General features: G+C 71.3%; 9 protein-coding genes. 5 read left to right on the top strand and 4 right to left on the bottom strand.

Annotated elements, in window-relative coordinates:
• Positions 1–194: 194 nt before the first annotated feature.
• The 3 genes from adhE to ABTX62_RS02555 form a co-directional block, all read right to left on the bottom strand.
• Positions 195–2,873, bottom strand: coding sequence for a bifunctional acetaldehyde-CoA/alcohol dehydrogenase (gene adhE, locus ABTX62_RS02565; RefSeq protein WP_352114447.1), 2,679 nt, complete (start codon positions 2,871–2,873; stop codon positions 195–197).
• A 200-nt stretch (positions 2,874–3,073) separates the two neighbouring features.
• Positions 3,074–3,784, bottom strand: coding sequence for a CBS domain-containing protein (locus tag ABTX62_RS02560; RefSeq protein ID WP_352114446.1), 711 nt, complete (start codon positions 3,782–3,784; stop codon positions 3,074–3,076).
• 80 nt (positions 3,785–3,864) lie between these two features.
• On the bottom strand, positions 3,865–4,260 hold the full coding sequence (locus ABTX62_RS02555; protein WP_352114445.1) for a hypothetical protein: 396 nt from the start codon (positions 4,258–4,260) through the stop codon (positions 3,865–3,867).
• A gap of 289 nt (positions 4,261–4,549) precedes the next feature.
• On the opposite strand from ABTX62_RS02555, the gene ABTX62_RS02550 reads away from it, so the two are divergent.
• From ABTX62_RS02550 to ABTX62_RS02530, 5 genes are all read left to right on the top strand, one after another.
• Positions 4,550–5,242, top strand: a complete 693-nt coding sequence (locus tag ABTX62_RS02550; RefSeq protein WP_352114658.1) for a response regulator — start codon at positions 4,550–4,552, stop codon at positions 5,240–5,242.
• 166 nt (positions 5,243–5,408) lie between these two features.
• Positions 5,409–6,437: a type I glyceraldehyde-3-phosphate dehydrogenase gene (gap, locus tag ABTX62_RS02545; RefSeq protein WP_352114444.1), complete on the top strand. Its 1,029-nt coding sequence runs from the start codon at positions 5,409–5,411 to the stop codon at positions 6,435–6,437.
• A gap of 89 nt (positions 6,438–6,526) precedes the next feature.
• The gene (locus ABTX62_RS02540; RefSeq protein WP_352114443.1) at positions 6,527–7,540 is read left to right on the top strand and encodes a 2-hydroxyacid dehydrogenase; all 1,014 of its coding nucleotides are present in this window, start codon (positions 6,527–6,529) and stop codon (positions 7,538–7,540) included.
• Positions 7,541–7,639: 99 nt separating this feature from the next.
• Positions 7,640–8,629 carry an Acg family FMN-binding oxidoreductase gene (locus ABTX62_RS02535; protein ID WP_352114442.1) on the top strand — a complete coding sequence of 330 codons (990 nt, stop codon included), beginning with the start codon at positions 7,640–7,642 and terminating at the stop codon, positions 8,627–8,629.
• A 297-nt stretch (positions 8,630–8,926) separates the two neighbouring features.
• Positions 8,927–10,132 carry a globin domain-containing protein gene (locus ABTX62_RS02530; RefSeq protein ID WP_352114441.1) on the top strand — a complete coding sequence of 402 codons (1,206 nt, stop codon included), beginning with the start codon at positions 8,927–8,929 and terminating at the stop codon, positions 10,130–10,132.
• 113 nt (positions 10,133–10,245) lie between these two features.
• On the opposite strand, the gene ppdK is transcribed toward ABTX62_RS02530, so the two are convergent.
• On the bottom strand, positions 10,246–12,933 hold the full coding sequence (gene ppdK / locus ABTX62_RS02525; protein ID WP_352114440.1) for a pyruvate, phosphate dikinase: 2,688 nt from the start codon (positions 12,931–12,933) through the stop codon (positions 10,246–10,248).
• Positions 12,934–12,985 lie beyond the last annotated feature (52 nt).

The raw sequence follows: 12,985 nt of genomic DNA, 5'->3' as shown, positions 1-12,985 counted from the left end.
TCGCCGCGGTGTTGTCGGCCACGGGACCGGCACCGCATCCGGGTGTCCCTTCGACGATCGGTGAGCTGGAGCCCGCCGCGGTCTCGGGGCCGAGTCCGGTGGTGGCGGTCACCGGCAGGGGCGGATCAGACCATTTGAATGCGGGCGGTGAGGGGCGCGGTAGGGCCGAACGGCCCTACCGCGCCCCGGTCGGCCTATGCCCGGGGAACATCCTTCTGGCCGTAGTAGGCCGTGCGCATGAGTTCCTGCATGTCGTCGAGCATCGGCATCCGTGGATTCGCGGGCGCGCACTGGTCCTCGTAGGCGTTCAGGGCCTGCTGGGGCAGGGCGTCGAGGAACGCGCGCTCGTCGACGGCGAGGGTGCGGAACGACGGCTCGATGCCTACGGCGTCGCGCAGGCGTTCCACGGCCGAGGCGAGCGACTCCACGCCCTCCTCCGGGTCGGCGGCGGGCAGCCCGAGGGTGCGGGCGATGTCCTGGAAGCGTTCGGGGACGCGGTAGTGCTCGTACTTGGGCCAGCCCGTGAGCTTCGTGGGGACGGTGCCGTTGTAGCGGATGACGTGCGGGAGCAGGACCGCGTTGGTGCGGCCGTGCGCGATGTGGAAGGTGGCCCCGAGGGTGTGGGACATGGCGTGGACGATGCCGAGGAAGGCGTTGCCGAAGGCCATGCCCGCGATGGTGCCGGCGTTGTGCATCTTTTCCCGCGCCTGAGGACTTCCCTCGCCGTCGTTCACGGAGGCCGCGATGTTGTCGAAGATGAGGCGGATCGCGTGGAGTGCCAGGCCGTCGGTGAAGTCGTTGGCGTAGACGGACACGTACGCCTCGATGGCGTGGGTGAGGGCGTCGAAGCCGCTGTCGGCGGCGAGCGCCGGGGGCAGTTCGGTGGTGAGCAGCGGGTCGATGATGGCCACGCTGGGGGTGAGCGCGTAGTCGGCGAGCGGGTACTTCTTGCCCGTCGCCGGGTCGGAGATGACGGCGAAGGGGGTGACCTCGGCGCCGGTGCCGGACGTGGTGGGCACGCACACCAGGCGGGCGAACTTGCCCAGGACGGGGAAGCGGAAGGCGCGCTTGCGGATGTCGGAGAACTTGTGCCGCATATCGGCGAAGTCGACGTCCTTGCCGACGGCCTGCTGCTCGTACAGCAGCCACATCACCTTGGCCGCGTCCATGGGCGAACCGCCGCCCAGCGCGATGATCGTGTCGGGGCGGAAGTCGCCCATGAGGTGGGCGCCGCGACGGACGGAGTCGATGCTCGGCTCGGGTTCGACGTTGTCGATGATCTGCACGGTGACCGGGTCGCGGCGGCGCTGCAGGATGTGGGTGACGCGGTCGACGAAACCGAGGCGGGTCATGGTGGCGTCGGTGACGATCGTGACGCGGTGGATGTCCGGCATGGACTGCAGGTAGCGCAGGGCCTGCGGCTCGAAATAGATCTTCGGCGGGACCTTGAACCACTGGAGGTTGTTGCGGCGGGTGGAGACCCGCTTGATGTTGAGCAGCTGGGCCACGGAGACGTTGTTGGACACCGAGGTGCTGCCCCAGGAGCCGCAGCCCAGGGTCAGCGACGGCAGCAGGCTGTTGTAGATGCCGCCGATGGCGCCCTGCGAGGATGGCGAGTTGACGATGACCCGCACCGTCTTGATACGGCGGCCGTACGCCTCGGCGAGGTCACGGTCCTCTGTGTGGATGACCGCGCTGTGGCCCTGGCCGTGGAAGGCGACCATGTCGGCGGCGAGGTCGAAGCCCTGCTGTTCGGAGCCGGCGCGCAGCACGGCGAGTACCGGGCAGAGCTTCTCGCGGGTCAGCGGTTCGTCCGGGCCGACCCGCCCGGCCTCGACCAGGATGAGCGAGGTGTCGCCGGGCACGGTGAACCCGGCCTGTTCGGCAATCCACGCCGGACTCCGCCCGACGGCCGCGGAGTTGACCTTCGGCTCACAGCCGCCGCCGGCTGCCTTGCCGGTGGGGAAGAGAAAGGCCTCCAGCTTCGCCTTCTCCTCGGCGGTCGCCAGGTGGGCGTGCAGGGTACGGAACTCGGCCAGGGCCGCGTCGTAGATCTCGGCGTCGAGGATGACGGCCTGTTCGGAGGCGCAGATCATGCCGTTGTCGAAGGACTTCGACAGCACGAGGTCGTTGACGGCCCGGCGCAGCTTTGCGCTCGTGTGCACGTAGGCGGGGACGTTGCCGGCGCCGACGCCGAGGGCGGGTTTGCCCGCCGAGTAGGCGGCCTTGACCATGGCGTTGCCGCCGGTGGCGAGGATGAGGGAGATGCCTGGGTGGTGCATCAGGGTGCGCGTGGCCTCGATGGACGGGGTCTCGATCCACTGGACGCAGTGCTCGGGCGCACCGGCGGCGACGGCGGCGTCGCGCACGACACGGGCCGCTTCGGCGCTGCACCGCTGGGCGGAGGGGTGGAAGGCGAAGACGACCGGGTTGCGGGTCTTCAGCGCCATCAGCGCCTTGAAGATCGTGGTGGAGGTCGGGTTGGTGACGGGGGTGACCGCGGCGATCACGCCGACCGGCTCGGCGATCTCCACCAGGTCCTCCACGTCGTCGCGGGCGATCACGCCGACGGTCTTCATGTGGCCCATGCCGTGCGTGACGTGCTCGCACGCGAACATGTTCTTGGCCGCCTTGTCCTCGAACAGGCCGCGGCCGGTCTCCTCCACCGCGAGGCGGGCGAGAGCGGTGTGCTGGTCCAGCGCGGCGACCGAGGCCTTCTTGACGATGTGGTCGACCTGCTCCTGGTCGAGTTCCTCGTAGTCGGCGAGCGCCTTCAACCCGGCCGTCACCAGCCGGTCCACCGCGATGGCGGTGTCGGACGGAGCCTCGGTGAGAGGAGTGGTGGTCGTGGTCCCGGCTTCCTGTCGGGTCATGGCAGTGCGCCTCCGGTACGTCGGTGCCGCCGGAGGTGACCCGGCGGAGCGGTACGGGCGCGGCACCGAGAGGGATGTCAGTGCCGCTCCGGATTCCACTCTCGTCCGCGGTGCGGCCCGGTCGCAGACGCCGTTGGTCCCCTCCTCTACCCGTCCGGCCCCGTCGGGGAGGGCCGGACGGCCCCTTCGGGACTGGGACCTCACACGGGCGGCCCTTGAGCGGGTTCGCCGGTGGGGCGCCGCTCGCCCGCCGGCAGGCAGTCGTCGACGCGGTAGGTGAGACCGTTGACCACTCCGACGGCCCCTTCCACTCGCCAGGCCGACCGGATCGCCAGGGGAATGTCGCTCCGGCGCTCCAGGCGCCCCTTCAGCGTGACCACGCCGTCCCGGACGAACACGGTGACCGCGTCGGAGGGCAGGCCGAGAGCGCCGACCAGGACCTCGTCGATCACCTGCCGACGGATGTCCTCGTCCGTACGCAGGAAGACCCGCAGCAGGTCGCGGCGGGTGGCGATACCGATGAGGCGGTCCTCCTCGTCCACCACGGGCAGCCGCTCGATGCGATGACGCTCCATCACCCGGGCCGCCTCCGGGACCAGTTGCTCCGGATGCGCCGTGACCGCGGGCGACGACATCAGCTCTGCCGCGACGAGCCCCGGTGCCCCGGTCACCGGGACACGCACGGGGCGGCGCAGGCCCGGCAGCCGGACCCGCCGGTCGGCGCGGTCCGCCTGCCCGCGGACGAGGTCGGTCGCCGAGACAACCCCGATGACCTTGTCGTCCGCGTCGACGACGGGCAGTCCGCCGATCCGGTGCCGGTTCAGCAGGCGTACGAGGTCCTTGAACGTCGTCTGCCGGTGGGCCTGGACGACCTCACGGGTCATCACTTCTCCGATGGTGTGGGTCTTCACGCCGCCCTCCTTCTCTCTCGGGCCGCTGGACGGGACGGGTGCGAAGAGGGCAGGCCCCTCCCGCGCCCGGCTCCAGGTCCCTACTCCGGTCGTCCGTCCGCCGGGCCGCCGCGCCACGGCGGTGGCGTGGCAGACTTGCGGGCCGCGTCCCCGCGGTGCACGACCCGCTCCACCTGGCCGCGCAGCCGGTCCTGCAGCCGGTCCGCGAGCTCGTGGGCGGTGGCCTCCTCGGCGTGGACGACCACGAGGTCGCGGCCCACCCGGATCTCGGCCCCTGCCGTCCACGGGTGCCCGGCGTGGTGCGCCGCGGCCTTCTCGATCCGCACCTCGCCGCTGACGGGCGGCAGACCCGACCGGCCGAGGACCGCGTCGACCTTGGTACGGACGTATGCGAGTGCCTGCTCGTCCACGGCGCCCGTGCCTCGGACCCGCACGGTGGTGGGGGTCTGCTGGATGCCGGTGTCCCTGACGGTCATCTGTTCCACTCCTTGTGATCGTTCCGCGGCTCCAGCCTGCTGCGAGCACCCGTCCCGCCCCAGGGCCGCACGGCCCCGGAACCGGGACCGTGCGGCCCCCGACACCCACTGCCGGCTGACGCGCCTGTTCCTGGACGGCGTCGACCGGCGGCTGCGTGAACCCGGGAAACAAGGGCCGATCGGCCCTGGGCATTCGGCCCCGAACCGGCAAGGATCTCCCATGAGACGGCCCATCGTGTCCACGCGGACACCGGCGTGGAACGCGGCATACGCGGAACAGGAGCATTCGATGGCGGATGGCGAGCAGCCCGGACCCGACAACCCGATCCGGGTCTTCCTGCTGGACGACCACGAGGTGGTACGGCGGGGGGTGCACGACCTGCTGAACGACGAACCGGACATCACGGTGATCGGCGAGGCCGCCACGGCGGAGCAGGCCCTTGTCCGCGTCCCCGCTCTGCGCCCGCAGGTCGCGGTCCTCGACGTGCGCCTGCCAGACGGTGACGGCGTGACCGTGTGCCGCGAGCTCCGCTCGAGCATGCCCGACCTGGCCTGCCTGATGCTGACCTCCTTCGACGACGAGGAGGCGTTGCTGGACTCGATCATGGCGGGTGCGTCCGGCTACGTACTGAAGCAGATCCAAGGCTCCGACCTGGTGGCGGCCGTACGCACGGTTGCCCGGGGCCAGTCCCTGCTGGACCCGAGCGCCACCACCAAGCTGATGGCCCGGCTGCGCGGCGACCAGCAGAAGGAGGAGGAGCCGGACGCGCTGCCGGGTCTGACCGACCGGGAGCGGGAGATCCTGGCCCTGATCGGCGAAGGGCTGACCAATCGCCAGATCGGTCAGCGCCTGTACCTGGCCGAGAAGACGGTGAAGAACCACATTTCCCGTCTGCTCGCCAAGCTGGGCGTGGAGCGGCGGATCCAGGCTGCCGTGATCGCCGCCGAGGCCCGGGACCGGCTGCGGCAGGAAGGCCGCTGACGCGACGCGCGACGCGGCAGTCGGCGCCGGACAACGGTGGAGCCCTCTCGGGGCCGAAGGTCCCTCAGCCCGCCCCCGTCCGGCCCATGCCCCTCCCGATGGTTCGCGCGCAGGCTGGGAACCCACCCCGGCACACCGCCGGACACCGATCGGGAGGACGACGGACATGAGCGTGCGCGTCGGCATCAACGGCTTCGGCCGCATCGGCCGCAACTACCTGCGCGGCGTGCTGGAACGCGCGGCACGCGGCACCGGCACACCGGTCGAGGTCGTGGCGATCAACGACATCACCTCACCGGCCACGCTGGCGCACCTGCTGGCGTACGACTCGACGTACGGCCGCCTGAACCGCACCGTCGACCACGACGACGACTCACTGACCCTCGACGGACACCGCATCGCCGTCACCGCCGAACGCGACCCGGCCGCCCTGACCTGGGGAAGCCTCGGCGTCGACGTCGTCATCGAGTCCACCGGCCGCTTCCGCACCCGCGAGCAAGCCGGCCTGCACCTGAAGGCCGGCGCGCGGAAGGTGCTGCTGTCCGTGCCGGGCAAGGGCGTCGACGCCACCGTCGTCATGGGCGTCAACGAGGGCACGTACGACCCGGAGCGGCACCACGTGGTCTCCAATGCCTCGTGCACCACGAACTGCGTGGCGCCGATGGTGAAGGTCCTCGACGAGTCCTTCGGTATCGACAAGGGCCTGATGACCACCATTCACGGCTACACCAACGACCAGGTCGTTCTCGACGGCCCGCACAAGGACCTGCGGCGCGGCCGCAGCGCCGCCGTGAACATCATCCCCACCAGCACCGGGGCAGCGCGTGCCGTGGGCCTCGTCCTGCCGGAACTGTCCGGCACCCTGGACGGCATCGCCGTACGGGTCCCCGTGGAGGACGGTTCGTTGACCGACCTGAGCGTGGTCCTCGACCGGGCCGTCACCGCGGAGGAGGTCAACGCCGCGTTCCGGGAGGCCGCCGACGGGCCGCTGAAGGGCGTTTTGCGGGTGTCCGACGCCCTGATCGTCTCCCGGGACGTCGTGGGTGACCCCGCCTCTTGCGTCTTCGACGCCCCGCTGACCCAGGCGCACGGTGAGCTGGTGAAGGTGTTCGGCTGGTACGACAACGAGTGGGGCTACACCAACCGCCTCCTCGACCTGACCGAGTATGTCGCCGCTCGCCTCCCGCTGGGCTGACTGCGCCATCGGCGCGGGCCGTGGGCTCGACACGAACCCACGGCCCCCAGGGTCGGTGACGATCGACTTCCCCCTCGGGAGGAGCCCACATGGAGATCGTCGCGTACGGCGTCCTCGCCGACGAGGAGGCTCTGCTGCGGCAAGCGTTCGACCGAGTCTTCGCGGGCCGTCATGAGCTGCGCTGTCTAGGGATGTTCCTGGACCGGGACACCGCCCCGACCGCGGCGGGCCACGAGGTCGTACTCAGCAGCGTCAACGACACCCTCGACGCGCACGTCCTGCGAGCGGTGGCGGACGGCGGGACCCGGATGATCGCCCAGCGGTCCACCGGCTACAACAACATCGACCTCTCCGCCGCCGAGAAGCTCGGGCTGACGGTGGCCCGGGTGTCGTACTATTCCCCCTACTCGGTCGCCGAGTTCGCCTGGGCGCTGGCGCTCGCGGTCAACCGCAGGATCGTACGGGCCGCGCACCGCACCCGCGAGTTCGACTTCCGCCTCGACGGTCTGATGGGCCGCGACTTCCGCGGCCGTACGGCCGGGGTGGTCGGCACGGGAAAGATCGGCGCCGCGTTCGCCCGCATCGCCCATGGCTTCGGGATGCGGCTGCTCGGCTGGGACATCACCGAGAACCCCGACTGCCTGGAACTCGGCATGGAGTACGTCCCGCGGGAGCAGCTGTTCGCCGATTCCGACCTGGTCAGCCTGCATGTGCCGCTCCTGCCCGACACCCATCACCTGGTGGACGCCGAGGCACTGGCACTGATGAAGGACGACGCGATCCTGGTCAACTCCAGCCGTGGCGGCCTCGTCGACACCGACGCCTTGCTGGCCACGCTGCGCGCGGGGCGGCTCAGCGGTGTCGGACTGGACGTGTACGAGGAGGAGGCCGGGGTGTTCTTCCTCGACAAGTCCCTGGAGGTGATGACCGATGAACGCCTCGCCCGGCTGATGACGTTCAGCAACGTGCTGGTCACCTCGCACCAGGCGTATTTCACCCGTGACGCGGTCGGTCAGATCGCCGAGACGACCGTGGGCAACGTCGAGGACTACCTCGTCGGCCGCACTGGTGACAACGCCCTCGTCCGTCCGCCCGGGGCCTGAGCGGGTGTACGCCGGCGAGGCGGGGCCAGGCCCTTCGTTGGAACACTGGAAGCAGCCGACCCGATGCAGGCACTCGTCAGGTGAGGAGGTCGCACGGCCATGCCACAGCTGGACGCGAAAACGGTGACCACTCTGGTCGCTGAAGCCACGGCCGCCCCTTCCATGCACAACGCGCAGCCGTGGAGCTTCCGCTTCGTCACCGACGAGGGCGTGCTGCTCCTGCGCGCCGATCTCGAGCGGGCGATGCACCGCACCGACCCCGGCCACCGGGCCCTGCATACCGGGTGCGGGGCGGCACTGCTCAATCTGCGCGTCGCCGCCGCCCACGCCAAAATCGGTGCGGAGGTACGGCTGCTCCCCGAGCCCGCGGATCCGCTGCTGCTGGCGGCCGTGCTCCTGGGCGTCTCCGCGGCGCCGGAGCCGGACGGGGACGACCTCGCGCGGTTGCATCCTGCGATCGGACAGCGCCACACCAGTCGCTATCCCTTTGAGGAGAAGGACCTCCCGGAGGACGTACGGGCCGCACTGCAGGCAGCGGCGGCTCGGGAGGGCGCCGAGCTGCTCTTCCCGGGGGCCTGGCACATCGAGTCCCTGCTCGGACTGGTGCGCGACGCGGAGAGCCGCGACGCTCTGGATCCCAGCGGGATGGCGGACCTGCGCCGCTGGACCCGGCTCGGACCGGAGGCGGACGTCGCCACCGACGGCGTCCCCGAGTACGCCTTCGGGCCGCGTCGGCGGGACGGCAAGGCGCCCCTCCGCGACTTCGCCGGGCGGCGGCCGGTCGCCGACCGCGGCACCACCGCGTTCGAGCAGCACCCGAACCTCGCACTGCTCAGCACACGCGGCGACGGGCTCGCCGACTGGCTGGCCGCGGGACAGGCGCTGGAACGCGTCCTGCTCGAAGCCACCCTCGCCGGCCTCGCCACCTCCCTGACGTCCCACCCGCTGCAGACACCCGATCTGCGCCTGCTGGCCCGCGATCCGGTGTCGGGCAGGGGTCACGTCCAGATGGTGCTGCGCGTCGGATACGGACCTCAGGGTCCCGCCACGCCCCGCCGCCCCGTCCGGGAAGTCCTCGACATCGCATAGAGCCCCTGGCGGCCCGGCCGGCTATGCGCAGGAAGGTGGTTGCCGTCCGCCGCGCCGGGGACCCGTGCACGACCAGGGCTCGCAATCGGAATGGTCGGGCAGGCCGGTAGGGCCGTCCGGCCCCGGTTCGCTCCGCATCGCCGGGCCCAAGGGCCTGACCTGCACAGCCATTCGGCCTCGATCGATCCCAGAGGGCCGACAACGCGGTCGACCGGCGGGTTAATGGATTGCAGTCGTGATGTGTGAGCCGAGTGCCCGCGCACGTCTGCACTTCAGTCCGCGCTTCTGAGGAGACCCATGCTTTCGCCCGAGTCCGCCGCTGTCGTCCGTGCCACCCTGCCCGCCGTCGGCGGTGCCCTGGACGAGATCACGACGCGCTTCTACCAGACCATGTTCAGCGAGCACCCCGAGCTCCTGGACGGCATGTTCAACCGCGGCAACCAGGCCAGCGGCCAGCAGCGCAGGGCACTGGCCGGGTCCATCGCCGCCTTCGCCCAGGCGCTGCTCGCCGACCCCGACGCCCGCCCGGACGCCCTGCTGGCCCGGATCGCCCACAAGCACGCCGCGCTCGGTGTCACCGAGGACCAGTACACGGTCGTCCACAAGTACCTGTTCCGCGCCATCGGCGACGTCCTCGGCGACGCGGTCACCCCCGAGGTCGCCGCCGCATGGGACGAGGTCTACTGGCTGATGGCCGGCGCCCTCATCGCCCTGGAGGCCCGCCTCTACCTGGAGGCCCAGGTCGACCCGCGGCACCCTTGGCGGCAGTGGACCGTGGTGGAGCGGCGCGAGGAGACTCCCGACGTCGTCTCCTTCGTGCTGCGGCCGGCCGACGACGGTCCCGTGCCGTCCGCTCGTGCCGGACAGTACGTCAGCGTCCGGGTGCCGATGCCCGATGGCGTCCACCAGATACGCCAGTACAGCCTGTCGAACGCGCCCGGTGACAAGCTGCGGCGCATCACCGTCAAACGGGTCGCCAGTGTGGCCGAGGCCCCGGAGGGCGAGGTGTCCAACCAGTTGCACCGCACCGTCCGTACCGGGGACGAACTGACCCTGTCCGCCCCGTTCGGTGACGTGGTTCTCGACGACGCCGACACCCCGCTGCTGCTGGTCTCGGCGGGCATCGGCTGCACGCCGATGGTCGGCATGCTGGAGCACCTCTCGGCTACCGGCAGCACCCGCCCGGTCCAGGTGCTGCACGCCGACCGCTCTCCGGCCGACCACGCCCTGCGCGCGGACACGCACCGGCTGCTCGGTGAACTGCCGGAGGCCCGCGCCCGGTTCTGGTACGAGCAGGACGCCGCCGACGAACCCGGCGCCCGCACCGGCCTGATGGACCTCGACGGCCTGGACCTCCCGGAGCACGCGGACGTCTACCTGTGCGGCTCGGTGCCCTTCATGCGCGCCGTGCGCTCGCAGGTGCTGCGTGCCGGTGTTCCGGCCCGGCACATCCGGTACGAGGTCTTCGGCCCCGACCTGTGGCTGGCCCACGCGGAGGGCTGAGAACGGACCACCGGCCCCCGCGACCGCCGAAGACATCGGCGGTCGCGGGAGCTGACGCCATGTCAGGCCGCCGCGGCGGAGGCTTCCGGCGCGGCGAGCAGCCTGGATGCTCGTCACCGGCTGTCGCTGCCCTGGGTCCCCGGCAACGCGGCCCGTCCGGCCTCCAGGCGGGCGACCGGGACGCGGAACGGGGAGCAGGAGACGTAGTCCAGTCCGGCGCCGTGGAAGAAGTGCACCGAGTCGGGGTCGCCGCCGTGTTCGCCGCAGACGCCGATCTTCAGGTCCGGCCGCGTCGCGCGGCCCTCGGCGACGGCCATCTGGACCAGGCGGCCCACGCCTTCCCGGTCGAGGGTCTCGAACGGTGAGATGGCGAAGATGCCCTTGTCGAGGTAGGCGGAGAAGAACTCGGCCTCGACGTCGTCGCGGGAGAATCCCCAGGTGGTCTGGGTGAGGTCGTTGGTGCCGAACGAGAAGAACTCCGCCTGCTCGGCGATCCGGGCCGCCGTGAGCGCGGCGCGGGGCAGCTCGATCATGGTGCCGACCGGGCACGTCACGGGAACACCGGTCTCAGCGGAGACCGCGGCCAGCACCCGTTCCACCTCGTCGCGCTCGATCCGCAGCTCCTCCACGGCGCCGACGAGCGGCACCATGATCTCGGCGTTGGGGGAGCCTCCGGCCCGTGTACGCTCCACGACCGCCTCGGCGATGGCACGCACCTGCATGGCGACCAGACCCGGCACCACCAGGCCAAGGCGCACGCCGCGCAGGCCGAGCATCGGGTTCTCCTCGTGCATGCGGCTCACCGCGTCGAGCAGCTCGGTGTCGTGCGGGGCCGGCAGATCGCCGCGGGCCTCGGCGGTGGCGATCCGCACGGCGAGTTCGGTGCGGTCGGGCAGGAACTCGTGCAGGGGCGGGTCGAGGAGGCGGATGGTGACGGGCAGGCCGTCCATCGCCTCCAGGAGGCCGGTGAAGTCCTGCCGTTGCAGGGGGAGCAGGGCGGCGAGCGCACGCTCGCGGGTGATGTCGTCGCGGGCGAGGATCATCTCCTCGACCAGCTTGCGGCGTTCGCCGAGGAACATGTGCTCGGTGCGGCACAGACCGATGCCCTGCGCGCCGAACCGGCGGGCGCGCGCGGCGTCCTCGGGGGTGTCCGCGTTGGCCCGCACCTCCAACCGCCGTGCGCCGTCGGCCTGTTCCAGGGCGCGGGCGACCGCGGTCACCACGCCCTCCGACCGCTCACCGGTCTCCAGGTACCGCATGACCTCGGAGTCCACCAGCGGGGCCGCATCCGGGTACACCGCCCCGGCGGAACCGTCCACCGAGATGACCGTGCCCTCCGCGACGACGGTGCCGTCACGGGTGGTGAACCGCCGCCGCTCGGTGTCGACGGTGAGTTCCTCGGCGCCGCACACGCAGACCTTGCCCATGCCGCGGGCGACCACGGCCGCGTGGCTGGTCTTGCCGCCGCGGCTGGTGAGCACGGCCTGGGCGGCGACCATGCCCGGCAGGTCGTCGGGGGTCGTCTCCTGGCGTACGAGGATCACCTTCTCGCCGGCTGCGGCGCGCCGTACCGCCTCGGCGGAGTCGAAGACCGCCGCGCCGACCGCGGCACCGGGGGATGCGGGCAGGCCGTGGGCGAGCGGATCACCAGTCGAGGCGGCGTCGAAGCGCGGGAACATCAGCCGGGCCAGCCCCTCCCCGCTCACCCGGGCCAGACCCTCGTGCGGGGTGATGCGCTCCTCGTCGACCAGCGCGGCCGCGATGGCGAACGCGGCCTCGGCGGTGCGCTTGCCCACCCGGGTCTGCAGCATCCACAGCGTGCCGCGCTCGATGGTGAACTCGATGTCGCACAGGTCCCGGTAGTGGTTCTCCAGGGTGGTCATGTGGTTGCGCAGTTGCCGGTACGACCGTGTGTCGAGGCGTTCCAGCTCGGCCAGGGGCACGGTGTTGCGGATGCCGGCGACCACGTCCTCGCCCTGTGCGTTGGACAGGTAGTCGCCGTACAGGCCCGGGCGGCCGGTGGCCGGGTCGCGGGTGAAGGCGACGCCGCTGCCGGAGTCGGGGCCGAGGTTGCCGTAGACCATGCGCTGGACGGTGACGGCGGTGCCGAGATCGTCGGGGATGTGCTCGCGCCTGCGGTACAGGCGGGCGCGGTCACCGTTCCAGGACTGGAAGACCGCGAGGATGGCCCGGCGCAGCTGCTCGGCGGGGGACTGCGGGAAGTCCTCGCCGGCGTGGTCGTGGATCAGGTTCTTGTACGTCTCCACCAGCTCGGCGAGGTCGCCGGCGTCCAGGTGCACGTCGTCCGGGACGCCCCGGAAGTCCTTCAGCAGCGTGATGGCCTCCTCGAAGAGCGCGGAGTCGACCCCCATGACCGTACTGCCGAACATCTGGACCAGGCGGCGGTAGGAGTCCCAGGCGAACCGCTCGTTCCCGGACACCTTGGCCAGCCCCAGCACGGAGTCGTCGTTCAGGCCGATGTCCAGGACCGTCTCCATCATGCCCGGCATGGAGAACCGTCCCCCGGAGCGCACGGACAGCAGCAGCGGATCGTCGGGCTGCCCCACGCGGCGCCCGGCGGACTCCTCCAGCGCTGCCAGGTGGCGGGAGACCTCCCGGAACAGCCCCGCGGGCTCGGCACCCGTGGCCAGGAAGGCCCGGCAGGCCTCGGTGGTGATGATGAAACCGGGCGGCACCGGCAGGCCGAGCCGGGTCATCTCTGCCAGGTTCGCTCCCTTGCCGCCGAGCAGGTCGGCCATGTCACGGCCGCCCTCGTGGAAGTCGTACACGTAACGGACCATGGTGTCGCGCTCCTCAGCCTCATAGGGCGGTTCTGTGGCCGTTCCAGCGTCG

The organism is Streptomyces sp. NPDC096046 (assembly GCF_040303285.1).
Taxonomy (GTDB): domain Bacteria; phylum Actinomycetota; class Actinomycetes; order Streptomycetales; family Streptomycetaceae; genus Streptomyces.
Note: the sequence above shows the minus strand (reverse complement) of the source record. Positions and strands in the feature narration are given on the sequence as shown.